The organism is Sulfurovum sp. (assembly GCF_041562805.1).
In the GTDB taxonomy this organism is placed as follows: domain Bacteria; phylum Campylobacterota; class Campylobacteria; order Campylobacterales; family Sulfurovaceae; genus Sulfurovum.
Map to the genome: position 1 here is coordinate 1 of NZ_JBFFOH010000029.1, position 23,343 is coordinate 23,343.

24 protein-coding genes are annotated in these 23,343 nt (G+C 35.3%); all 24 read left to right on the forward strand.

Annotated elements, in window-relative coordinates; genetic code table 11:
- The first annotated feature begins 147 nt into the window (after nucleotides 1–147).
- The gene (locus ABYK33_RS05610) at nucleotides 148–372 is read left to right on the forward strand and encodes a hypothetical protein (protein WP_373032031.1); all 225 of its coding nucleotides are present in this window, start codon (nucleotides 148–150) and stop codon (nucleotides 370–372) included.
- Nucleotides 373–440: 68 nt separating this feature from the next.
- Nucleotides 441–1,271, forward strand: coding sequence for an ABC transporter permease (locus ABYK33_RS05615; RefSeq protein WP_373032032.1), 831 nt, complete (start codon nucleotides 441–443; stop codon nucleotides 1,269–1,271).
- Complete coding sequence (locus tag ABYK33_RS05620; protein WP_373032033.1) at nucleotides 1,271–2,554, forward strand: polysaccharide ABC transporter ATP-binding protein; 1,284 nt, start codon at nucleotides 1,271–1,273, stop codon at nucleotides 2,552–2,554. Before ABYK33_RS05615 ends, ABYK33_RS05620 begins: the two co-directional genes overlap by 1 nt.
- Nucleotides 2,555–2,610: 56 nt before the next feature.
- Complete coding sequence (locus ABYK33_RS05625; RefSeq protein WP_373032034.1) at nucleotides 2,611–3,474, forward strand: FkbM family methyltransferase; 864 nt, start codon at nucleotides 2,611–2,613, stop codon at nucleotides 3,472–3,474.
- On the forward strand, nucleotides 3,471–4,496 hold the full coding sequence (locus ABYK33_RS05630; RefSeq protein ID WP_373032036.1) for a glycosyltransferase family 10 domain-containing protein: 1,026 nt from the start codon (nucleotides 3,471–3,473) through the stop codon (nucleotides 4,494–4,496). The genes ABYK33_RS05625 and ABYK33_RS05630 overlap by 4 nt, the downstream gene beginning before the upstream one ends.
- On the forward strand, nucleotides 4,477–5,247 hold the full coding sequence (locus tag ABYK33_RS05635; protein WP_373032037.1) for a class I SAM-dependent methyltransferase: 771 nt from the start codon (nucleotides 4,477–4,479) through the stop codon (nucleotides 5,245–5,247). Before ABYK33_RS05630 ends, ABYK33_RS05635 begins: the two co-directional genes overlap by 20 nt.
- A 105-nt stretch (nucleotides 5,248–5,352) precedes the next feature.
- Entirely contained in the window at nucleotides 5,353–6,846 is a 1,494-nt protein-coding gene (locus tag ABYK33_RS05640; RefSeq protein WP_373032038.1) for a hypothetical protein, read from the forward strand.
- Complete coding sequence (locus ABYK33_RS05645; protein ID WP_373032039.1) at nucleotides 6,843–7,853, forward strand: glycosyltransferase family 2 protein; 1,011 nt, start codon at nucleotides 6,843–6,845, stop codon at nucleotides 7,851–7,853. The genes ABYK33_RS05640 and ABYK33_RS05645 overlap by 4 nt, the downstream gene beginning before the upstream one ends.
- Nucleotides 7,854–8,058: 205 nt before the next feature.
- On the forward strand, nucleotides 8,059–8,961 hold the full coding sequence (locus ABYK33_RS05650; protein ID WP_373032057.1) for a glycosyltransferase family 4 protein: 903 nt from the start codon (nucleotides 8,059–8,061) through the stop codon (nucleotides 8,959–8,961).
- 1 nt (nucleotide 8,962) lies between these two features.
- Nucleotides 8,963–9,895 (forward strand): glycosyltransferase family 2 protein, encoded by a 933-nt coding sequence (locus ABYK33_RS05655; protein ID WP_373032040.1) that lies wholly within the window; start codon nucleotides 8,963–8,965, stop codon nucleotides 9,893–9,895.
- Nucleotides 9,885–10,652, forward strand: coding sequence for a class I SAM-dependent methyltransferase (locus tag ABYK33_RS05660; RefSeq protein ID WP_373032041.1), 768 nt, complete (start codon nucleotides 9,885–9,887; stop codon nucleotides 10,650–10,652). Before ABYK33_RS05655 ends, ABYK33_RS05660 begins: the two co-directional genes overlap by 11 nt.
- Nucleotides 10,649–11,743 (forward strand): glycosyltransferase family 4 protein, encoded by a 1,095-nt coding sequence (locus ABYK33_RS05665; RefSeq protein ID WP_373032042.1) that lies wholly within the window; start codon nucleotides 10,649–10,651, stop codon nucleotides 11,741–11,743. The genes ABYK33_RS05660 and ABYK33_RS05665 overlap by 4 nt, the downstream gene beginning before the upstream one ends.
- A complete protein-coding gene (locus ABYK33_RS05670; RefSeq protein WP_373032043.1) occupies nucleotides 11,740–12,663 on the forward strand; it encodes a glycosyltransferase family 2 protein in 924 nt (307 codons plus the stop codon). The genes ABYK33_RS05665 and ABYK33_RS05670 overlap by 4 nt, the downstream gene beginning before the upstream one ends.
- A gap of 10 nt (nucleotides 12,664–12,673) precedes the next feature.
- Nucleotides 12,674–13,516 (forward strand): glycosyltransferase family 2 protein, encoded by an 843-nt coding sequence (locus tag ABYK33_RS05675; protein ID WP_373032044.1) that lies wholly within the window; start codon nucleotides 12,674–12,676, stop codon nucleotides 13,514–13,516.
- The gene (locus ABYK33_RS05680; protein WP_373032045.1) at nucleotides 13,503–14,402 is read left to right on the forward strand and encodes a glycosyltransferase family 2 protein; all 900 of its coding nucleotides are present in this window, start codon (nucleotides 13,503–13,505) and stop codon (nucleotides 14,400–14,402) included. Before ABYK33_RS05675 ends, ABYK33_RS05680 begins: the two co-directional genes overlap by 14 nt.
- A 2-nt stretch (nucleotides 14,403–14,404) precedes the next feature.
- Nucleotides 14,405–15,760, forward strand: a complete 1,356-nt coding sequence (locus tag ABYK33_RS05685) for an exopolysaccharide biosynthesis polyprenyl glycosylphosphotransferase (protein ID WP_373032046.1) — start codon at nucleotides 14,405–14,407, stop codon at nucleotides 15,758–15,760.
- Nucleotides 15,761–15,792: 32 nt separating this feature from the next.
- Entirely contained in the window at nucleotides 15,793–16,182 is a 390-nt protein-coding gene (locus tag ABYK33_RS05690) for a hypothetical protein (RefSeq protein ID WP_373032047.1), read from the forward strand.
- Nucleotides 16,183–16,305: 123 nt separating this feature from the next.
- Nucleotides 16,306–16,752, forward strand: a complete 447-nt coding sequence (locus ABYK33_RS05695) for a type II secretion system protein (protein ID WP_373032048.1) — start codon at nucleotides 16,306–16,308, stop codon at nucleotides 16,750–16,752.
- Nucleotides 16,753–17,008: 256 nt separating this feature from the next.
- Nucleotides 17,009–19,066: an STT3 domain-containing protein gene (locus ABYK33_RS05700; protein WP_373032049.1), complete on the forward strand. Its 2,058-nt coding sequence runs from the start codon at nucleotides 17,009–17,011 to the stop codon at nucleotides 19,064–19,066.
- A 53-nt stretch (nucleotides 19,067–19,119) separates the two neighbouring features.
- Complete coding sequence (locus ABYK33_RS05705) at nucleotides 19,120–19,578, forward strand: type II secretion system protein (protein ID WP_373032050.1); 459 nt, start codon at nucleotides 19,120–19,122, stop codon at nucleotides 19,576–19,578.
- Nucleotides 19,579–19,613: 35 nt separating this feature from the next.
- Complete coding sequence (locus ABYK33_RS05710) at nucleotides 19,614–21,488, forward strand: primosomal protein N' (protein WP_373032052.1); 1,875 nt, start codon at nucleotides 19,614–19,616, stop codon at nucleotides 21,486–21,488.
- A gap of 113 nt (nucleotides 21,489–21,601) precedes the next feature.
- Nucleotides 21,602–22,615: a GGDEF domain-containing protein gene (locus ABYK33_RS05715; protein WP_373032054.1), complete on the forward strand. Its 1,014-nt coding sequence runs from the start codon at nucleotides 21,602–21,604 to the stop codon at nucleotides 22,613–22,615.
- The gene (locus ABYK33_RS05720; RefSeq protein WP_373032055.1) at nucleotides 22,615–23,040 is read left to right on the forward strand and encodes a type II secretion system protein; all 426 of its coding nucleotides are present in this window, start codon (nucleotides 22,615–22,617) and stop codon (nucleotides 23,038–23,040) included. Before ABYK33_RS05715 ends, ABYK33_RS05720 begins: the two co-directional genes overlap by 1 nt.
- Before the next feature lie 87 nt (nucleotides 23,041–23,127).
- On the forward strand, nucleotides 23,128–23,343 hold a 216-nt coding region (locus ABYK33_RS05725), incomplete at its 3' end, for a flavodoxin-dependent (E)-4-hydroxy-3-methylbut-2-enyl-diphosphate synthase (protein ID WP_373032056.1).

Below are 23,343 nucleotides of genomic sequence, written 5' to 3' on the forward strand. Positions count from 1 at the left end.
CAGAAAAAATATCCAAGAATGCCCTGGTAAAGCAGATGGAAGATGAGTTGCTTGAAAAAGACAGAGAAATCGAAGAGATCGTGACCAAGATCGAAAGTATTTTAGGTTAATAACTGCGTCATGACACTAAAAAACGGGAGCCGATAGATGAGCAAAAAAGTATCGCTAACCGTTAACGGCAGCCGTTTTGATATCGAGTTGGAAGACGCATTTGCCCAATACCTGATCAAACAGATGAAGAACGATTTCAACACGGACGGCAACAACGATGCCAAAACTCTGCTATACGCCTATGTCAGAAAAAATGCGGAACTTTTTAAACAGGAAGAAGAAATTACAGCAATATTAAACAATTTTAACCTTCAAGAATAAATGTATATATCATTAATCTTAGAATCATTGAAATATATTGGTAACGACTATTAAGGTAAGATGAATATATGAACAAGAAAGAATTTGAGTTTACCATTGAATCAGGAAAAGCGGAACGTCATTACTGGATGGACTTATGGCGTTATCGTGAACTGTTTTATATTTTAGCGTGGCGTGATATTGCAGTACGCTATAAACAGACTATAATAGGTATCTTATGGGCGGTTTTACGACCCTTACTTACGATGATGATATTTGTTGTTGTCTTTGGGAAGATTGCACAGCTTCCTAGTGAAGGTATTCCTTACCCTATTTTTGTTTTTGCTGCTATGTTGCCCTGGACTTTTTTTGCTACAGCGTTTAGTGATGCAAGCGGTAGTTTGATCGGAAACTCAAATCTCATCTCTAAAGTCTATTTCCCCAGATTGATTATTCCGGCATCATCGGTTATCGTTGCAGGTGTGGACTTTTTAATCTCATTTGTTATTTTGATTGCGTTGATGGTGTGGTATCAGGCTATTCCTGATTGGCATATTTTGACGTTACCATTTTTCCTGTTATTAGGGTTCTTTGCCGCACTTGGCGCTGGTTTATACATAGCTGCTCTTAATGTCAAATATAGAGACTTTCGTTTTGTTGTCCCGTTTGTTGTCCAGTTGGGGCTGTATATTTCACCGGTAGGGTTTAGTACAACAATCGTTCCGGAAAAGTATCAACTACTCTATTATCTCAATCCTATGGTAGCAGTTATTGACGGCTTTCGCTGGGCGATCAGTGGAGGAAAGACAGCATTCAATGCAACTGAACTTTTTATCTCGATTGTCGTGGTGATATTGCTTTGTCTTGCCGGTATCATTCATTTTAGAAAAACAGAAAAAACGTTTGCGGATGTCATTTAATGAATAAGGTAGCCATAAAAGTCGAGAACCTCGGTAAAAAATATGTTATCAATCATGAGAAAGAAAATGGTGAAAATACCTTTCGTGAAGTTATTGTTGGAAATGCAAAAAAGATAATGTCTTTTTTTAACCCTTTCAGCAAGGAACCAATAGAGATTGATCATTCAACGGAAGAGTTCTGGGCACTTAATGATGTCAGTTTTGAGATCAACAAAGGTGACAAGGTCGGTATTATCGGACGTAACGGTGCAGGTAAATCGACACTTTTAAAAGTACTTTCTCGTATTACAGAACCTACAACAGGGAAAATTCATATTAATGGTCGGATTGCCAGTCTCTTAGAAGTTGGTACGGGTTTTCACCCAGAGTTGACTGGCCGAGAAAATATCTATCTTAATGGTGCTATCTTGGGAATGAGCCGAAAAGAGATCAAAGCGAAGTTTGATGAAATCGTCGCTTTCGCAGAAGTCGAAAAGTTTTTAGATACTCCTGTTAAACGTTATTCCAGTGGGATGTATGTACGACTTGCTTTTTCAGTCGCAGCACATCTTGAACCAGAGATATTGGTTGTTGATGAAGTTTTGGCTGTTGGTGATGCAGCTTTTCAAAAAAAATGTTTAGCAAAGATGAATGATGTCAGTGATGAAGGTCGTACCATTTTATTTGTAAGTCATAATATGCAAGCCATTAAGCAGTTATGCAATAAATTTCTTTATTTACACAATGGTTCCTTGATAGAGATCGGAACCGATGAAGCGATCATTAATAATTATCTAAAGAATTCTCAAAACCTTTTTAATGAAAAAGATTCGATCATACAGAAGATTAATAATCTGCCTAAAGATGAGGTCTTCAAACTGAATCAAATAAGATTACTTCAGAACAACATAGAAGTATTTAACCTTGTGGAAAATGGACGTGATTTCGAAATTGAGGTAACTTATGAAGTTTACAAAAGAACTACAGGGTTAAGAATTTATGTTAATGTATTAGACGAATTTGAAACATTGCTTTTTAGAAGTTTTCATGACGAGGTAAACGATGATATTCCGGTCGTTGAGATAGGGCGATACGTTTCAGTTATGACGATTCCTAAAGACATTTTAGGGCCGATTCAATATACATTGACAGTTGGGGCAGGTATTCATTCCATACGTACAATTTTTACGATTCCCATTCCTGTCTCTGTCGAAAATACGGGCAGTTACAATAAAGCTTATTTAGGGGATGTCTTTAGAGGGCGTCTTGCAATGCACTTACCATGGACTACATATAAAACATAAGGCAGACAATGTTAAAAAAAATAAAATCAAAAATTATTAGCTACAGAAGGAAGAAAGTGCCTAATATTGAAGACACTATGAAAGTAAGTTTTCAGTATTTTGCTGAATTAACGACTAAAAATAATATAGCAAATGTTGGTTTTTCTAATGGACAGTCCATAATAGAGTTAAGTGATAATAGAAAGTTTTTGTTTAATCCTCTCAACGGTACTGCTTCAAAACTTTTTTCTATTCCTATCACTGGTGAGTTTGAGCAAAAAGAAACAGACATGGTTGGGTTACTTATAAAAGAAAATGACACTTGCATTGATGTAGGTGCAAATTTCGGATACTATAGCGTTTATATGTGTCAACATGTTGGTTCTGAAGGGTATGTCCATGCATTTGAACCATTAAATCATACGTGGAAAATCCTACAAGACAATATCAAGCTCAATGAACTCAACAACATAAAATACAATGAGTTGGCTTTGGATGAGACGATAGGAGATAAAGAGATCTTTCTTCCAGATATAGGTATTTCAGGTTCTTTCAAACTGCATAATTATGATAAAACTTATAAAAAGTTCATTATAAATACAACGACGCTAGATAGCTATGTTGTAGAAAATAAGATCGAAAAAATAGATTTTATCAAAGCAGATATTGAAGGAGCCGAGTTTGCGATGATCAAAGGAGCAAAACAAGTCCTCGAAAAATTCAAGCCAACTTTATTCTTGGAGATCCAAGAACACTCTACTGTCCTCTTTGGATATAAGCCAATTGATATAATGGACTATTTATTGAAAATGGGTTATCAGATCTTTTATGCTATAGATAACAAACTTAAAAAATTGGATAATTATGTAGAATTGCCTGATTATAACTTTTTCTTTATCCATGAATCGAAATTATCAGATCATGCAGAGTTAATACATTGATAGATATTTCATTTGTAGTAGATAAGCCTTATCAAGAAAATGAAATTTTCAAAATGAATAGTCCCGCAGCAATAAAATATCATAGACTTAAAGAAGAGTTTGGAAAACAAGGCTTTTCTCTAAACACTCATGACCTTTGTCTAGACAAACATATAAGTATTGCTATTTATTTTGATATCCCAGATGATTTTCTGGAGATTTTCAATCCTAATATTAAGAATTATGCTTTACTTATTGAAAGTCCATTAATAAAACCTAATAACTTTAATCTTGCTCTCTATAAGCACTTTGACAAAATTTTTACTTGGAGCAATGATCTAATAGCACAAAACAATCATACTAATAAGTTTATTAAAATTAATTACGCTTTTGACTTTAAAAAAAATATCATTTCAGAGCCACAACAAAAAGAAAAACTGTGTTCATTGATCGTAAGCAATAAATCATCAAATTTTAAAGATGAACTATATTCAAAAAGAAAAGATATAGTACGGTGGTTTGAAAAAAACCACCCAAATGATTTTGATTTATATGGTAAAGGTTGGAATGAGTGTCGGACTAGTAACCCTTTAATAAAAAGACTCGTCAAATCTACATTGGTAAAAGATTTTTGTCTTAGAATAAGAGGAAAATTTTTCCCCTCCTATTCTGGAGAAGTTGATGATAAAATATACACATTGTCAAAATACAAATTTACGATTGCATTTGAAAATATTCAAAATGTATCAGGCTATATAACTGAAAAAATCTTTGATGCATTTTTTGCTAATTGTGTACCTATATACTTGGGCGCAAATGATATTTTGGATGTTATTCCAAAAAACTGCTTTATTGATATACGTGATTTTACTACCTACAACGAACTATATCTTTTTTTAACTCATATGACAGACGATGATTACCTCCAATATTTGGATAATATTAATAATTTTTTATCTAATAGAAAAAGTGATGATTTTAAAGTAGAAAGTTTTGTAAAGAAAATTGTTAATGGGATACTAAATGATACAACTAAAAAATAAAATAAAAGAAAACATTTCTATGAAAAAATTACTGAAAAGCATTCTCAATAAAATTGGTTTTGATATTGTAAAACTTGAGAAAACAAACACTACTTCTTCTCAAGCAAGCATGACTCTTTCTAGCAATCCTTACTCTCAATGTAGTAAAAATAATCAAAGTATTATTGATACTGAAATATTGAGTCAGATATCTTTATTTATCCCTGGAATGGTTACACAAGAATCTGGTAAATTTTTATACATGCTATGCTATATGCAAGAGGTAGAAGGCGATGTAGTGGAAATTGGTTCTTGGCAAGGGAGGTCAACAAGTTTTCTTGCTAGAGCAGTTAAAGAGTCAAAAAATGGGCAATTTTATGCAGTAGATCATTTTCGCGGAAATGTTGGTAAAGAAAACTTCTATACTGTTAATGGCAGTCTAGATAATTTAAAAACAAACTTTGAAAATAATATAAATCAATTAGGGTTAAGTGATATTGTCACTCTTTTAGATATGTCTAATGTCGAAGCTGCTGAAATCATAAAAGAAAAGACTATAAGATTTTTATTTATTGATGGAGATCATACAAAAGAGGGGGTTAAAAAAGATATAGAATTATTTTTCCCTCGATTAGTAAAAGGTTCAATTGTTGTTTTTGATGATTATTTTGATGGATTTCCCGGTCTTTTAGAGGCGATAGAAGATGTTTTTGAAGAATATAATTTTTCCAAATTTTTTTCTTATAGGCATACTTTGGTTGTGAAAATATAATGTCATCCAACAGTATAGAAATGAAAGAAATACCAATTAGTATGAAGGGATTATGCTTTTCAATATAAAGCTGTTGAATTTATGAAAAGATCAAGGGAAATAATATTGAGAAATATAAATATAGAAGAATTGAAAAAAGTGATTGAGCCTCATTTTTACTCTTTATTGGATCAAGATATATATGAAGTCAAAGTAGTTGATTCTGTTTTGTTACTGAAATACAATAGATTTGACTTGGCTTTTAAAATCCTATACTTAGAAATGCTGAATTATGATACAGATTTTTCTAAGCACGTATATATTGAACATATAAGAGCATTTAGTTTAGGTGAATTTACTGAACCTGGTAATGAAAATAAAAATGGTATAGGAAAGTTTATAGAAGACTTCAAGATTATTTTCGAAAACATACAAAAAAATGGATTTGATCCCAACCAAACTTTAATACCACTTTCGAAAAATGGTTCAATAGTGAACGGATCGCATAGAGTAGCTAGTGCAATTGTTTTGAATAGGCATGTTAACTGTGTAGAGATAAACAGTAATGATCACATATATGATTATCAATTTTTTTATGATCGAAATGTACCAAATACTATTTTGGATGCTGTGGCGACAAAGTTTATAGAATATGCAGAAGATATATATATTGCTTTGATCTGGCCAACAGCTGTAGAAAAAGATGAGATAATAGACAAAATCATACCGAATGTTGTGTATAAAAAAAAGATAAAACTTAATCCGAACGGCGCACATAATTTGATTTCTCAAATATATTATGGTGAAGAGTGGTTAGGAAGTATCGAAAATAATTTTGGAGGTGCTCAAAGTAAAGTAGTTGAATGTTTTAAAACTTTTGATTCTGTCAGAGTAATAGCATTTCAAGCAACCGATTTGAATGAAGTACTACAAATAAAACAAGAGATAAGAGACACTTTTAATATTGGAAAACATTCTGTACATATCACTGACACAAAAGAAGAGGCTATTAGAACAGCAAGAATAGTATTTAATGCTAACAGTATACATTTTTTAAATTATGCACAACCAAATAAGTATATTTCTACCCATGATAAGATTGAGATATTTAGTAGATTTATAAAAAAAAACAATTTATTCAAAGAAGATCTATTGTTAGATTCTAGCCTTATTCTTTCATTGTATGGGCTCAGAGAAGCTAAGGATATTGATTTTTTTATTCAAGATAATAGCAAGGTTAAATACCATTTTAACCAAGTGGAAATTCATGATAAAGAACTCAAGTATCATAGAGAAAAGAAGTTAGAACTGATCTATAATCAAAATTTTTATTTTTACTTTAATGACCTGAAATTTATATCTTTTGATCAACTTTATAGGATGAAAAAAAATAGAACTGAAACAAAAGATATAAATGATTGTGCGATGATGGAGGCCCTAATAGAAAATAATAAATTCAAAGAAATGCTTAATAAAGTCAAACAGATAATTCATTATGAGAAAATTAAATTTAGACAAACATATTTTCAATTTAAACAGAGGGTGATTGAATTTTTAAAAATTATTGGTCTATATAATGTTTTAAGAGCCATCTATAGAAAAATACGGAACAGAACATGAGTCATCCAATGATATCAGTGGTTATGCCCGTTTACAATGGTGAAAAACATCTTAATGAAGCAATTGAAAGTATCTTAAATCAAACCTATACAGATTTTGAGTTTATTATCATAAATGATGGATCAACAGATAAAACAGAAGATATTATTTTATCGTATAAGGACCCGCGTATTCTCTATAGCAAAAATGAAATTAATCTTCAAATAGTTAAAACGTTAAATAAAGCCCTTGACATGGCTAGTGGTAAATATATCGCCCGTATGGATGCAGATGATATTAGTTTACCTAGACGCTTTGAGAAACAAGTGGATTTTATGGAGGCAAATCGGCACATTAGCGTATGTGGAAGTTTTATTAAAACGATAGGGGGTGATGTTCAACATTCTTGGACATACCCTATAACACCGGAAGCGATAAAAATTGCACTAATGTTTTTTTCTCCTTTGGCACACCCCACTGTGATGGCAAGAAAAACTTTTTTTGACCATGCCCGATATAACATAGAGTATCAAAAGGCAGAAGATTATTATTTGTGGGCTAGTAATAAAAATTCCAAGTTTGCAAACATAGCTGAAGTACTGTTGTTTTATCGATTACATAAATCACAAACAGGTCAGATATCTGGGGTTGAACAATTGGCATTGAGTGATAAAATAAGAAAACAGTTATTGGAAGGCTATGGAATACCAATATCTGATAAAGAATTTGAAATACATAAAAAGATTTCTTGCTATCAATATGTTGATATGTATGATGCCGAAGAATGGCTATATAAACTTTTTTCATACAACAAAACAAATCATATATTTGATGAAAGTTCACTAATAGAGTTTCTAGATGAAAAATGGTGGATGATCATAAACAATTCAACATTTAGAGGATTGCGAGCTATGGAATGTCATCGTTCTTCAAAGGTGAATTTTATTTCTAAGTCATTGTTGCAGAATATAAAACTTTTCATTAAATGTATTCTAAAGTATAAAACTGCGGTCAATAGAGATGTATAAAAAGAGGAACTTTGTTATTATAGCTGATAGTATCACTAATATGGGTGGGACTAGAAGCTTCCTCTTCAAGCTTCTCTCTTTTCATCATAAAAATAAAATACCTACAGTACTTGCTGTACAAACTGGTCAATTAGATGACATATTAAAAGAATATTGTCTGTCTAACAATATTGAGATTTGTTTTCTAAAACAACGAAGCAAATTGATGCATAAACCATACTTTTCTCTTTTATATGACATATATGCCTATATACGTATATATAGAAGATTTAGACCTGTTGTTATATTAGCATCAATTGGATCGCCGAGATTATTGACAGGATTGTTTTTTTTCAATACACCTTTAATATATTATGTACATACATATCCTGAAATGTCTAGTAGGAAGTCAAAGGGTATGGATTTGATTACAAAATATTTAGTGAACTCTAAACAAGTTGTTATATCTGTTTCTAATTATTCAAAAAGTGTGATTTCACAATATATGCAGGTTCCGGAAAAACACATTGATGTTATTTATAACAGTGTTCAAGATATTAATGAACCTGTTATTAGTATAGAAAAAAACATTGTTCTTACCGTGGGTCATGTCGAGGAGTATAAAAATCCCAATATTTGGTACTTGGTAGCCAAAGAAGTCATTAAAGAGATTCCATCGAGTGTTTTTCAATGGGTAGGAGAAGGCTCTTTGTTGGAAAGTATGCGTGAAAAAGTCAAGAAAGATGGATTGGAAAATAACATAATCTTTGAAGGGCTGTCAAACAGTGTGAATAAGTTCTATAAGAATGCTACAATATATTTTCAACCTAGTTTAATAGAAAGTCAAGGAATCGCTATTGCTGAAGCCATGTCATTCGGATTACCTTGTATGGGGTCCAATGTCGGAGGTATACCAGAATCGATTTTAGATCAGGAAACAGGATTCATATTGCCGGTAGATGATGTACAGGGTTTTTCCAAGAAAATAGGCCATTTATTGAAAAATGAAAAACTCAGGAATGAATTGGGTGCTCGGGGCAAAAAACTTGCAGCTGAAAAATTCAACAAAGAGACACAGGAAGAAAAAATCATCACGCTGTATTATCAGATTTTAAACGAAGTAAAGTAACATGCCGGAAATAACGTTTATACCCCCACATGCATTGAATACGCCAGTACTTTTTCTAGTGTTTAACAGACTGGACACTACAAAACAGGTCTTTGAAGAGATTAAAGAGGCGAAGCCACCAAGGCTTTATATAGCCGCAGATGGAGCAAGAGAATTCAAAGTAGGTGAAGGTGATAAGGTAAGATCTGTTAGAGATTACATTATGTCAAATATAGACTGGGAGTGTGAAGTTAAAACACTGTTCCGAGAAAAAAACCTTGGGTGTAAAGTAGCTGTGAGTAGTGCGATCGATTGGTTTTTTGAAAATGAGAAAATGGGAATAATCCTCGAAGATGACTGCCTTCCAGTTCAGAGTTTTTTTTGGTTTTGTGAGGAGTTGCTTGACCGATACAAAGATGATATGAGAGTTGGACAGATAAGTGGTGACAATTTTCAAAAAGGAATTAAACGGGGTGATGCAGATTACTATTTTTCTAGCTATTGTCATGTCTGGGGATGGGCAAGTTGGAGAAATCGGTGGAACAATTATGATTCAGAATTGAGTACTTTTGAGGATGTTGGATTTATTAAAGAAATATGTCATGACGCCAAGACCGCCAGATATTGGGTTGATATCTTTAAGAAAATGAAAATGAAAGTTATAGATACCTGGGATTATCAATGGGTTTTTACTTTGTGGAAGAATAAACAACTTAGTATAACGCCCAATATAAATCTTGTTAAAAATATTGGATTTGGAGATGAAGCAACACATACCATAAGTGATAGTGAATTTTCGAATTTACAAGCCTTTAATATGCTTTTGTATAAACATCCAGAAGAAGTATTAAGAAATTATGAGGCCGATGATTTTACGTCAAAAGTTATGTTTCGTTATCAATCACTTTTCAATAGAATTCTTATAAAGATAAAGAAGGTTATTCATGCAATGTAAAATATGCAGCAAAAATAATCAGCAAGTTTTTGCTTCAAAGATTTTACAAAAATATGAGATAAATTATTTTCATTGTAAATATTGTGGTTTTGTACAAACAGAGGACCCCTTTTGGCTTGAAGAAGCTTATAGAGAATCTATCAATATATCAGATACAGGCTACATACAAAGAAATATTGAATTATCACAAACATTGACAATCTTGTTAGGACTGTTTTTTGACAAGAATACCAAGTTTGTTGACTATGCCGGTGGGTATGGCGTGTTAGTCCGAATGATGAGAGATATAGGTTTTGATTTTTTTTGGGACGATAAATATACAACTAATCTTTTCGCAAGAGGTTTTGAATATAAAGAAGATGATATATATGAAGCAGTGACCTCTTTTGAAAGTTTCGAACATTTTGTAAACCCCATAGAGGAGATCGAAACTTTATTGAAAATTTCGAACACTATAATTTTTTCTACCAAGTTATTACCCGATCCTATACCGCAACCAGCTGATTGGTGGTATTATGGGCTTGAACATGGGCAGCATATATCATTTTACAGTCAAGAAACATTTGACTTTATAGCAAAAAAATACAATCTAAATTATATTAATTTAGACGATATGCATATTTTTACAGGAAAAAAAATATCTCCGTTAAAATTAAAAATTCTAAAATTACGTAAATTTGGAATGCATAAAATAGTGGAAAAAAGATTAGAGAGTAAGACATGGGAAGATCATCGTTTGATGAGTAATAAAATATGAAAATATTATATGATCATCAGATCTTTACACTTCAAAAATATGGGGGGATTTCTAGATATTTCTATGAATTAATGAAAAAGTTCAAAACAATGAATGGTGTATCTTTCAAAACAGCATTGTACGTTTCGAATAATTATTATATCGAAGACAAGCACCTCATAAAACATGTTCGATTTCTTCCAAATACAGAGTTTAAAGGTAAGAAAAAGTTGATGTCTTTAATCAATAAACCAAAGACGCTCTTTGAGTTAAAAAGACAAAACTATGACATCTTTCATGTTACCTATTATGATCCATATTTTTTGGATTATATTGGTTCAAAACCTTTTGTACTGACGGTACATGATATGATCCATGAGAAATTTCAAGAGATGGGCCCTTCGGAAGAAAATATTATTGACTATAAAAGTTTACTGGTTAAAAAAGCATCCAAGATTATTGCTGTCTCTGAAAGTACAAAAAAGGACTTAATCGAGTATTTCGGGACAGATGCATCTAAAATAGAAGTGGTGTATCATGGTAGCTCTATGTTACCTAAAAGGGGTATTCATATTGATACTCCAACAAAATATATTCTTTTTGTAGGTTTACGAGGCGGGTATAAAAATTTTAATAGATTTATACGTAGTATCTCAACACTACTTCTTGATGACAGAGAGTTGTCTGTTGTCTGTGTTGGTGGCGGCAGGTTTAATCTAGATGAAATAGAGGCTTTTGAGTATTTGGGTATTACATCACAATTGAGTCAGTTTGATTTAAATGATGATGCGTTGGCATATATGTATCAGAATGCAAGTCTATTCGTTTTTCCATCATTATATGAAGGTTTTGGTATCCCTATTCTTGAAGCCTATGCATGTGAATGCCCGCTAGTATGTAGTAATACGAGTGCTTTGCCTGAAATTGCAGGGAATGGGGCATATTATTTTGATCCATATAGCGAAGAGTCTATGAAAAATGCGATTAGCCGCGTATTGAATGATCCTGATATACAGAAAACACTAGTTCTAGAAGGTACAGAAAGATTGCAACATTTTTCCTGGGAAAAAGCTGCTTTTGAAACACAACAGGTATATGAGAGTTTGTTATGAAAAAGGTAATTTCTTTGGATGAAAACTTTAGTACGACGCGATTATTGACTAAAGAAATACCTAACAGTATTTGTCAGAGTGAAGAGAAGATTTTCAATCAAAAAAGATCGGATTCAGGGCTTTTTTTACCGGTGAATGAAGGACGAAATAGAGAAGGTGGTCTAAGAACACAGGGATACTTTAAAAACTCCTATGACGCGAAACCATTGGTCACGGTCATCACTGTTGTGTTTAACGGAGAAGCACATTTAGAAGAGACAATTCAAAGTGTTATTGAGCAGACGTATGACAATGTAGAATACTTAGTCATAGATGGCGGTTCGACAGACGGGACCCTCGATATTATTCAAAAGTATGCGGATAAAATCGATTATTGGGTCAGTGAACGCGACAGTGGTATTTACGATGCGATGAATAAAGGTGCATCTTTGGCAAGAGGTGATTATGTGGCGTATCTCAATGCAGATGATTGGTATGAAACCTCTGCGCTTGAAGATGTTGTCAAAGCGATTTTGGATGCAAAAAAAGTTGATTTCCTATATGGCGATGTTGGCCTTGTAAAAGATGGTATACAGATTAAGACGTTTTATCCAAACATAAAAAAATTTACAATGAAAATGCCCTTTGGACATCCAAGTCTGTTTTTAAATCGAGAGATCTTGCAAAAGCTGAAGTTTAGTGATGAATATCCTGTAATAGCTGACTATGACTTAATAATTAAACTGATTAAAAATAAGCATACATCAACGTATGTCCATAAAAAGCTAACCAATTTTCGTTTGGAAGGTGTGTCGTCGACAAGCAGTTTAAAGCAAGAACATTACAGGCTCTATAAACACCATTTTGGTTCTTTCCATGCACTGGTCTATTTTATATGGCAGAGTATCAAAGATGCGATTAAACCGATGGTGAACAGATAAAGGTGATGGTATGTCTATAACATTTAGTCTGATCGTAGCAACCATAAATCGCTACAACGAACTTGAGTCATTACTTCTTAGTTTAAAAAATCAACAATTACCATTCGCCGAATTTGAAGTTGTCATTGTTGACCAGAATCAACAGGGCTTTTTAGAACCTTTAATCAAAGAATATGCGTCATCTTTAACTATTAATTACATCCATTCCAATAAACGGGGAGCCTCTTTAAACAGGAATATTGGGTTAGAACATGCTAAAGGAAGTATTGTCTCCTTTCCAGATGATGATTGTACTTATTATCCAGACACGTTAATGAAGGTCAAGGAGTATTTTACACTGCATCAGAATGTCGATAGTCTGTTAGGTCAGATCATTGACATAGATAACAATAAGAAAATGATTAGAAATTGGCCCGACGAAGAGAAAAAGATAAGTGAGCATAATTTTTTTATGCTCTATTCGCAGATCACGGTTTTTACAAAACAGATAAATGCTCGATTTGATGAAGCCTTTGGCGTAGGTGTTAAATATGGTGCTTATGAAGATGCTGATTATATTTTTAACGTGCTACAAAACAGTATATCTTTTATGTATACTCCGACAGTTAAAGTCTGGCACCCTGAGCAGAATGTCAATGTAATGAGTCTTCAAAAGGTAAAAGATTATTCTATGGGGTTTGGAGCATTTTGCCGGAAGCATCTCTCCAGGAAAATCGGCTTTTTATTTTTACAGGCAATAGGATTTCATTTATTTAAAATCATCCTGGCTATATTCACTGTAAATGCTGAAAAAATAACAAAAAGTTTCGCTTCTGTTCAGTACCGGTTGAAAGGTTTTTATGAGTACAAATAAAAAAATGCCCACTTCGGTCTCAATTATCATACCTACCTTTAACGCACAAAATCAGTTAGTTAAATTGTTGGATAAAATTAAAGAACAGACGATTACAGATTACGAATTGATTATCTTTGATTCATCATCGAAAGATGATACAGTTAAGATTGCGAAGCAATATACAGATACAGTCATTGTGATTCCAAAGTCTGAGTTCAGGCATGGAGGGACAAGAACTAAAGCAGCAAAAATTTCGAATGGCGATCTCTTGATCTATCTTACTCAAGACGCGTTGCCTTACGATACACATACTTTAGAAAATATCGTACACGTTTTTGAGGATGAAAAAATAGGTGCTGCATATGGCAGACAGTTGCCATATCCGGACGAACATCTATTTGGAGAACATCTTCGCTTGTTTAATTATGGGCAAGAATCTTATAAACGTATTTATGAAGATAAAGAAAAGTTTGGTATAAAAACTGCTTTTCTTTCTGACTCATTCGCTGCTTATCGGCGTGACACGCTTAATGAGATTGGATGGTTTCAAGACGATTTGAATTTTGGTGAAGATATGCATGCCGGGGCGAGGTTACTGAAGGCGGGCTATTCTCTTGCCTATGTTGCTGATGCTAAAGTGTTTCATTCACATAGTTATACATTTAAACAGGAGTTTTGGCGATACTTTGAAACTGGTAAATTTCATCAGCAAGAGAATTGGCTTCTGGATGAGTTCGGGAAACCCGAAGGTGAAGGTGCCAGATACGTCAAGAGCGAGTTGAACTTTTGTCTAAAGAGGAAGAAATATCATCTTATTCCTTTGTCTATAGTACTAAATTTTGTTAAACTTTTCGGCTATAAGTGTGGAAAGAGTTTTCAACAAATACAAGGGTCACAAAAATAATTATGAAGTATATACTGTTTAAATTTTTTCTATACACGGGTCTGTTGTCTCTCAATCTGATCCTAACGCATTGGATCTCGGCTGGTCTGATCGAAGATATTGCTTCGCATACATGGACGAAATACGTATGGCAATTAGGTGTTTATCTACTTTTCTATTTTTATTTTAAACTTTTTCATAATCGTATGGTGACCTCTAATGAATCCTATCTTATACTTAAGGCAAATTCGCTTGCTTTGATCACTATCTTTTCAATAATCTTTCTTTCAAAAGAGGCAGAAAGTTATTCAAGAACATATGTACTGATCTTTTTTCTACTTAACAACTTGCTGCCGGTCTCAGTGTATGTTATCAAGCATAAGTTGATGATATTCCCTTGGCTGCGTGAAAAGATCATAGTAGTGTGTGATGAGAGTGGACGTGAAAGTGTAGAACACTGGTTTCAAAAGGATAACGCTTTCGGGTTTGATGTTGCAGAATATGTGATGGTTGGTGGCACAAAACATCTTGTTAAGAAAAAACTCGAGACTAGTTTGAAAGAAAAACAGTATTATGCTGCCATAGTTGCAATAGATGGGTATTCGATAAACAGGACATTCTCGTATATGGAATTTCTGCAACATCATATAAGCCGTATTATAGTGCTTCCACGTATGACTAAATTACCACTTGTGAATGCAGAGATATTTACTTCTGTCAACCATAAGGGTTTGGCTTTTGCAATTAAAAACAACTTACTTAACCCGGTAGACAGGATGATAAAAGAGATCTTTGATATTGTTATGACAATAGGTCTGGTTATCCTTACATCACCTATACTTTTGACTTTATTCATCGTAGTCTTTTTTACAACAAAGGGAAAACCGTTTTTTAAACATAAGCGCATCGGAAGAGATGGGAAGCCATTCTACGTCTATAAGTTCAAGACAATGAAAGATGACGCAGCAGCGATCCTGGAAGAGTTACTGAAAAATGACCCGGAGGCAAAACAGGACTGGGAACGTGAGTTTAAACTAAAAAACGATCCACGTATTACAAAGGTAGGAAGATTTCTTCGTAAAACCTCACTTGACGAGTTGCCGCAACTTTTGAACGTCATCAAAGGTGAGATGTCACTGATCGGTCCACGGCCTATCATCGAAGATGAAATTGAAAAATACAAAGAATATTACAGCTATTTTACAGCAGTCAAACCGGGTATTACAGGACTTTGGCAGATCAGTGGGCGAAATGATGTTGATTATGACGAACGGGTCCAGTTGGACGTATGGTATGTACGGAATTGGTCGATAGAGATGGACATGACGATACTCGTCAAAACAATAGTCGTCGTTCTTAATGGCAAGGGCAGTTATTAGATCTCGATAAAATAGATTGAATAGGAGGTTTAGTGAGACATTTTTTTGTAATTGGTTTATTGGCGGTGATGCTTTTGAGTGGTTGTTCACAAGAGCATAAAGTTGAACATACTTTGGACTGTGTAGTCAGCAGTGTGGTCTATAAGAAGACTGGGCGCGTTATTAACTTTAAACACGAAGACGCCATAAAAAATGGTTTTGTGTACCATCTTCGTATTTATGATGATGGTCTTTTAATTGTTAACGAAGCTGACGTCTATGTTAAAGATAAGAATAATGAGAAAAGTTTTTCATTACAGAGGGAGAATCGGGTCGATACAGACATGAAGTTTCAGTTCAGTGCAGCTTATGATGATGTGATATTTTTACTCTTGAATAAGGATGAAGAGTATCATTACGTATGCACACAAGAAGATCAATAAGAACTTTGCCGAGTAGTTGGAGGACGCTAGGACCTACTCTTCAGCAAGCTATAAGAATAGTTGATTCATAATGATTGCTAAGGTTACAAGAGTGGCCAAACTTTAAACTATAAGGAGTTCTTTATGAAAAGAGCTGGTTTTACAATGATCGAATTGATCTTCGTTATCGTTATTTTGGGTATTTTGGCAGCGGTTGCGCTTCCTAAATTTGCTGGTGTATCTGACCAAGCGAACGCACAAAAATGTGCTGCATTTGTCGGTACACTTAACCGTACTGTTGGACCGTCTATGTGGTCAGCTTCGATTGCAAACGACTTGAGTGGTAACATTGCAGGTTTCACTAATTACGGTGGTGGTGACTACTTGGACCCAGATACATATCTAGATCCTGAAGATTTCCCACTTGAGTGTAGTGGTGCAGGTACAGCTATTGGTACAAGTACAGTGTTTACTGCTACATCAGTACCTTCACCACTTGGTACTCCACAATTTGGTACTACACAGTACTACTTCAATATCACTGCTCTAGGTGATACTGCAAATTCTCCTAGATGGACTTGGGAAAAATAATTTTTCTCTAATTCTCAGGCTTTGCCTGGGAATTTCAATTTAAATCTCCATTCTTCCTCTTCACGATTAAAATATAACTTTTTCTTTTCTAATGTAGTTATTAAATATCTTACTTCAAGATTATTACCGCACAAACACATGTATTCCCGACACTGATATTGTCACTATAAGCAGTTTAGACTATATGTCTGATGTTAGTTTAGTATGAACATGTGAGGTTTATGGTATAACTATGCGAAAAGCTTAGGAAGAGATATTGAAAAACACGTTACTGATTATTCTTGGAGTCTATATTTTTGGGGTCCTGGTAAGTTTACCTCTTATATATGATGTGTTTACAACAGAATTTTTGTGGTTTGATGGCAAACCTGTTCCTATTTTTACTGCTGATGCAGGCTTGCATGGCTTTTATGCAAAATCAATACTTAACGGAGTCGCTTATCCTTTTGATGCGGAACATTTTTTAGGTTATCTTATTTCAATGTTAGTGACCATGTCAGGAGCCCCTATTGATTGGGTAATGCTGTTTGTATCTATTTTTGTAGGGCCGTTGATTGTAGTACCGATAGTCTTATTCGCAAGAACGGTAGACAATGTACAAATAGGAGCCATCGCCAGCTTGTTCGCTGTCTCATTGAGTAACTTTTATGGTCGGGTTGCTCTTGGATATGCTGATACAGATATGTTTACGTTGCTTTTCCCATTAACGGCAGTGCTATTTATGGTTCTGGCACTTAAAAAGAACCAGCTTTTATTTGCACTATTTGGTGCAATCTCCATGTTGATTTTCAGTCATGTCTACCACTCATCTGCGTCCATTAACCTGTTGCTACTTGGCAGTTTCGCGCTCTTTAGTTTCGTCTATAGGCGAGAAGAACAATTCGTCTATTATGCATTTTTATTATTGAGTATCAGCATAGTGCCGATGGGGTTTTTAACTGCGTTGGCAACAATGATTGTATTGTGGGGTCTGTTAGAGTGGACCAATCGGCAAAAAACAATCCCTTATTACTACTTTGTAACAGCATTTTTAATTGTATTGGCAGTTTTGCCTTTTTTAACAGACCTTTCGTATCTCTACAGTCGAGCGCTGAATTACTTCGACAAGGAAGAGTATTTTTCTGTTCTTGGTGTTAACAGTACTTACTTTTTCAAACATGGTTTACAAACTGTTGCAGAAACGACGGTGATAGATATTGACAGTATATTCCGCTCTCTTAGTATCTCAAAAGTACTCGTTTTACTCTCTGTTACAGGGTTTGTTCTGCTGCTTAAAAAAGATAAACACTATTGGCTACTAGCACCATTCGCACTATTGGGAAGTTTTAGTTTTTTAGCAGGCTACCGCTTTTCATTTTATTATACACCTGTCTATGCTTTTGGACTCAGCTATCTCGTCATTACGATTTCAACTGCATTGCACGAACGTTATGATGTTAAACGTACGATGGTATATCTTACTTTTTTAGTACTGTTAGCACAGATGCTTTATATCGTTAGTATTAATAAAGGTAGTTATACAAGGATGTTAGCATACAGTGAAGAGAAAGAAGTACTAGAAAAGTTATCAGTTAAATTAACGAATGATGACAAGATCATTACATGGTGGGACTTTGGTTGGCCTTTATGGTACTTTACCGGATATAAAAATACCTTAGTCGACAATGGGGATCATGGTGGCCCCGACTCCTATATGATGTCCAAAATATTGACAGAGTCTAATCAAACTTTTGTTGCGAATGCAGCCAAGTACTTTGCAAACAACAAAGAACAAGCTTCGAAAGAAGGGTTTGGTTACGTCATCCCTTACCTTGCATCGGAAAATGACTTGCCGGAGCTTTTCCATTCGTTTTATACAAGAAACGATATCCACCCAATACAAGACACCTATATCATTCTTCATAGAAATATGATAACGGTCTTAGACACGATCGTTAGTTTTTCTAATTTTAATTATTCGGATCTTGATGATAAAGCAAAAGATGAGTTTTTATTTCGATTCTTTAGATACAACTATCCGCAAGCGATTGACCAGACTTTTCTAGAAGCACACAATAAGATGAATATTGATGGAAAATCAGAGTTAGTCCACAGTATTAGTTTTACCCAAGATCAAATGCTCACCGATGAATACATATACGATACTAATTCAACGCATTATGTTATCTTCGATAATAATGAAATGGCATATATGACGGATAAAAATGTCTATAACTCATTTCTTTTTCAAGCACTCCTGTTAGATAATTATGACAGACGACTATTTGAGAAAGTGGATGAGACGTATTTAATAAAGATATTTAAAGTGAAATAATTGTATAGTAATTTGTTATATATTTCAATTGATATGCTTTAAGGAGCCTGCTCATGAAGAGAAATGCCTTTACGTTGGTAGAACTTATTTTTGTAATTGTTGTGTTAGGTATTCTGGCCGCAGTAGCTATTCCTAGATTGGGCGGAAATATTGAAAGTGCTCAAATAGCAAAGGCTCAAGGGGATGTAGCTGCCGTTCGTGCTTCTATTGCAAGTGCACGACAGAAAATGTTGGTCACAGGGATTAATGCATACCCGTCAAGATTAGATGCCGGTGTTGCAGCTAATACAGTTGGCGTGCAGATTTTTGACACTAATGGATCATTAACAATCTTGACGTATCCGGTGTATACCAAGAATAATGGTTGGATGAAAACCAGTAATTCGACATACTCTGTAAAGATTGCAGAGACTCCTGTTACATTTACATATACCTCTTCGACAGGGGTGTTTGATTGTCATACTTATAATAGTGGACAGGCAGATACGTATTGCAAGAAAATTGCTGAATAGACTCTCGTATTAAAGTATAATACGTCTTTTAAAGGATGTTATTGTACTTTTTTGAAATCTCACTTTTAAATTCCCCATTATCTCCATTAACATACTCAAGTGAAACTCTTTTAGACATTGGCCGTGTTGTGGAAGTTTCGCTGCGCAGTCGTTTGTTGTCCGGTGTTGTCATCAATGCGTGTGAACAACCCTCTTTTACGACAACTTCGATTATAAAGACGACGGAGTATATATACTCATCTCGTCAGATCAGAATTGCAAAATTTATCAGCGAATATTACTTCAGCTCTTTAGGCGAAGCATTTAACTTATTGGTTCCTTTTTTGAAGTATGAAGAAAAGAGGTATGTCGAGGAAGTCGCCAGTGATTTAACAATGGAAAATGCGTCTGAAAGCTCGATAGTACTGTCCAGTATACAAAAAAGTGCATTAGACTTTTTAGGGCAACATCCTGTGGCGCTTCTCTTTGGAGACACAGGTTCAGGCAAGACCGAGATTTACATGAAGTATTTTGAGGAGATCTTACAGCAAGGGAAAAGAGCAGTTTTTTTGATGCCGGAGATCTCCTTGACCCCTCAGATGCAGATCCGTCTTGAAGAACATTTCGGTAATGCGGTGGTAATGTGGCATTCTAAAGTAACCAAGCCTCAGAAAAAGAAACTTTTAGAACGTATCTATAACGGTACAGCAAAGATAATTGCGGGGGCAAGGTCTGCACTCTTTCTACCAGTTGAAGATTTGGGACTGATTGTCGTCGACGAAGAGCATGATGACAGCTATAAGGCCAATGCACGCCCCCGTTACCATGCCCGTGACATGGCAATTTACATGGGGAAGCTCTACCAGGTCCCTGTTGTTTTAGGGAGTGCGACGCCTTCGATGAGTTCCTATGTCAAGTTTCCTCACGTTCGTCTTAAAGGCGGGCACTTCGCATCAACGAGAGATTTTATTTTCGAGTCGTCACGCGAAGAGATCACGGAGCGCGTGGAGTCAGCCATTGCTCAAACCAAAGCAAATGACGAACAGGCAATGCTGTTTATCCCCACCCGGGCAAACTTTAAATATCTGATCTGTGAATCGTGTGGTCACACCCACTCTTGCCCATATTGTAGTGTGGGGATGAGTGTGCATCGTAAAAGCAATGCTATCAAGTGTCACTACTGCAATTTTTCAGAACGTATTCCATCCGCGTGCAGTGAATGCGGGCATGAGATGTTGACGTCTAACCGTTTAGGAACGGCGGAAGCGGTCCATTTTTTTGAAGAGAAGTATCCAGACATTGCTGTCGGACAGTTCGATCGAGATGCGATCAGTACACAAAACAAACTCAAAAAACTGCTTAAAGCGTTTAATGCCAAAGAGATCGATCTACTGATCGGTACACAGATGCTTTCGAAAGGTCATGATTATCATGATGTAACATTGGCGGTCATTCTCGGACTTGACAACCAGCTTAATATGAGTGATTACCGGGCAAGAGAAAAAGCTTTGTCACTTTTGATTCAGATAGCCGGACGAAGTGGACGTAAAAAAGCGGCCAAGGTGTTGGTGCAAAGTTTTAACAGGGAATTTTTTGAGCCTTATCTTGGAAGATATGAGCAGTTTTTGGAAGATGAAAAACAGTTTCGTAAAGGTCTCTACCCGCCGTACAAGAAATTGGCCCGTATTTTGTTCGCACATAAATATGCAAATAAGGCCGAAGAAGCCATGCAACAGATGGTAGAAAATCTTCGCCAATTTAACGCCATTGAGATCATCGGTTATGGCGTTTCGCAAATCGAAAAAATAGCAAATAAATACAGGTATCAGATACTTCTAAGGGCGGACAGAAGCATTGACTTGATACAGGCAATCAAAGCGAGTCAGGTTGACTTGGCTGAGATAGATATGGACCCTATTGAATTTATGTAAATGACGCTGACTTTCCTTGTCATATTAGTATCTTTATCGGTATTGCAGCAAGTTTAATGTTCTTTAACGTTTAAAGTTGTACTATGAAAATATCTATACTGTAAAGAGTGCACATGAAAAGAGATTGGTCAGTATTTCGAATTACTATTTTACTGTATGCCATTGTCGTTTTGCTTCCGTTGAATTATTATTTTGCGAATCGTTCATTTGAGAGCATGAAGAGCGATGGCGAGACGATGAACCGTTTAGTCTACATTAATGGGACGATACAACGTGCTGTTGGACTTGATGATAACACTGAGCGACAGAAGCTTATTGATGAAGTGGAGTTGTCATTTAAAACGATTGATCATGATTTTTTGCAGGCATCAAGCAATGCAGAGTTTGTAGCACTTTTCCGTGCCAATGAAAGTTACAATGCCATGATCGAGTCATGGATCGCGCTTAAGATGGCGTTTGATAAGGAAGACCAGGCTAAAGCGCTAGGCGATAAATGTTGGCGAGAGGTCAACGGTTTTTCTGACATGGCAGAAGGGATGCTGGCGTATAAAAGTGAGACGATGCTTGACAGACTTTATCTCTCATTGTTGTTTACGATGTTGATTGTTGTTGTATTGGTCTTTTTAGTCCGGGTGTACATCCGTATTCAACTCGAAAAACATGCTATACATGACCATGTGACCGGGCTATACAACAAAAAATACTATATGGAAGCACTTCAAAAAGCGAAGCTACTCGCAAACCGTCAGAACAGCCCTCTGTCAATATTGGTACTCTCTTTTGACAAATATGAAGAGATCAGTAAAACTATTGACAAAAAACAATTTGCCTCATTTTTACAAGAGTTCAGTAAAGAGTTCCGAGAGTTTTTTAGACAGAGTGACACCATCTGTCGGATTGAGCCAAACTGTTTTGTGGCGATAACGCCTGACGCTAGTCTCGATAACGAACATAAACTTGCCCTCAGGTTGGAAAAACGGTTAGATCTGCACCATTTTACGCTGGAGACGACGGTTGGTCTTCGTATCGGAGTCGCCAGTTATACTAAAGAGGACGGGATGCCACTTTTGGATGAGGCGATAGAAGTCATGAAAAGAAATCCAGTAGTGAATGTAGGCGGTGTATAATGAGACGAAGCGCTTTTACGATCATCGAGCTTATTTTTGTAATCTTTATTGTTGGTATATTGGCGTCAGTAGCCATTGTAAAAATGGGAGGCATGTCCGACAGGGCATACGAAGTTCAGCTGAAAGCATTGGTCGGTACATTAAACCGAACATCTGGAGCTGGTTTTTGGTATAAGTCGATAGAGGATGGTCTCAATGGCAGTGTCGTTAATCCTGCTTATGATCTTGTCATAGATCAATATATTGAGATAATCCCGGGGTATACGACAGATCCACTCTTGACAAATTGTAATGTCGATGGGACAGGTGTCTTTTTGACATATGAATTAACACATAAATATGAGATTCACTGTCAAGACGGTACCACGGCTGAAAGTCCTCACTTTAGATTGTACGATGTCGATGAAGGGATCTATTTAGACTAACACCGTATTGCAATATTAGCTCTTATCCCTCAACTCTCTCTAACGCGCTTCGCGCTAAAATCCTTTTACAATGAGGAAAATTAATCTATGATTGAACGTGTAAAAACTAAAAAAATATATGTCGGTAATGTCGCTGTCGGTGGGGATGCTCCTATCTCTGTACAGTCGATGACCTACTCTCAAACACATGATGTCGCGGCAACGGTAGAACAGATCAACCGTTTGCACTTTGCAGGTTGCGATATTGTTCGTGTTGCTGTGCCGGATATGGCGGATGCTTTGGCCCTTAAAAGCATTAAAGAA

What these genes read in the sequence shown, in the direction of transcription:
- ABYK33_RS05610 (WP_373032031.1), top strand. Translation starts at nt 148, where the DNA reads ATGAGCAAAAAAGTATCGCTAACCGTTAACGGCAGCCGTTTTGATATC.
- ABYK33_RS05615 (WP_373032032.1), top strand. Translation starts at nt 441, where the DNA reads ATGAACAAGAAAGAATTTGAGTTTACCATTGAATCAGGAAAAGCGGAA.
- ABYK33_RS05620 (WP_373032033.1), top strand. Translation starts at nt 1,271, where the DNA reads ATGAATAAGGTAGCCATAAAAGTCGAGAACCTCGGTAAAAAATATGTT.
- ABYK33_RS05635 (WP_373032037.1), top strand. Translation starts at nt 4,477, where the DNA reads ATGATACAACTAAAAAATAAAATAAAAGAAAACATTTCTATGAAAAAA.
- ABYK33_RS05645 (WP_373032039.1), top strand. Translation starts at nt 6,843, where the DNA reads ATGAGTCATCCAATGATATCAGTGGTTATGCCCGTTTACAATGGTGAA.
- ABYK33_RS05650 (WP_373032057.1), top strand. Translation starts at nt 8,059, where the DNA reads ATGCATAAACCATACTTTTCTCTTTTATATGACATATATGCCTATATA.
- ABYK33_RS05655 (WP_373032040.1), top strand. Translation starts at nt 8,963, where the DNA reads ATGCCGGAAATAACGTTTATACCCCCACATGCATTGAATACGCCAGTA.
- ABYK33_RS05660 (WP_373032041.1), top strand. Translation starts at nt 9,885, where the DNA reads ATGCAATGTAAAATATGCAGCAAAAATAATCAGCAAGTTTTTGCTTCA.
- ABYK33_RS05665 (WP_373032042.1), top strand. Translation starts at nt 10,649, where the DNA reads ATGAAAATATTATATGATCATCAGATCTTTACACTTCAAAAATATGGG.
- ABYK33_RS05670 (WP_373032043.1), top strand. Translation starts at nt 11,740, where the DNA reads ATGAAAAAGGTAATTTCTTTGGATGAAAACTTTAGTACGACGCGATTA.
- ABYK33_RS05675 (WP_373032044.1), top strand. Translation starts at nt 12,674, where the DNA reads ATGTCTATAACATTTAGTCTGATCGTAGCAACCATAAATCGCTACAAC.
- ABYK33_RS05680 (WP_373032045.1), top strand. Translation starts at nt 13,503, where the DNA reads ATGAGTACAAATAAAAAAATGCCCACTTCGGTCTCAATTATCATACCT.
- ABYK33_RS05685 (WP_373032046.1), top strand. Translation starts at nt 14,405, where the DNA reads ATGAAGTATATACTGTTTAAATTTTTTCTATACACGGGTCTGTTGTCT.
- ABYK33_RS05695 (WP_373032048.1), top strand. Translation starts at nt 16,306, where the DNA reads ATGAAAAGAGCTGGTTTTACAATGATCGAATTGATCTTCGTTATCGTT.
- ABYK33_RS05705 (WP_373032050.1), top strand. Translation starts at nt 19,120, where the DNA reads ATGAAGAGAAATGCCTTTACGTTGGTAGAACTTATTTTTGTAATTGTT.
- ABYK33_RS05710 (WP_373032052.1), top strand. Translation starts at nt 19,614, where the DNA reads ATGTTATTGTACTTTTTTGAAATCTCACTTTTAAATTCCCCATTATCT.
- ABYK33_RS05715 (WP_373032054.1), top strand. Translation starts at nt 21,602, where the DNA reads ATGAAAAGAGATTGGTCAGTATTTCGAATTACTATTTTACTGTATGCC.
- ABYK33_RS05720 (WP_373032055.1), top strand. Translation starts at nt 22,615, where the DNA reads ATGAGACGAAGCGCTTTTACGATCATCGAGCTTATTTTTGTAATCTTT.